At 60.6% G+C, this 236-nt stretch carries 1 protein-coding gene; it reads left to right on the top strand.

Annotated features, from left to right (window positions below):
* Positions 1-236 (top strand): InlB B-repeat-containing protein (locus ACYQ11_RS22275; protein ID WP_459926034.1); only part of this gene is annotated, 236 nt, incomplete at both ends.

Raw genomic sequence — 236 nt, 5'->3', positions numbered from 1 at the left:
CCGACGGACGGGAACACCTACACCATAAACGACACGGTGACGGTTCTGGGCAACACCGGGTCCCTGGTGAAAACCGGATACACCTTTGACGGATGGAACACCGCCGCCAACGGGTCCGGCACCGCCTACAGCGGTGGAGACACCTTTGCCATGGGGTCTTCCAATGTCACCTTGTATGCCCAGTGGACGGCCGTCAATTACACGGTCACCTACAACGGCAACACCCAGACCGGGGG

Source organism: Desulfatiferula olefinivorans (genome assembly GCF_054657895.1).
The sequence above is the reverse complement of the archived record's forward strand: the minus strand, read 5'-3'. Positions and strand labels throughout refer to the sequence as shown.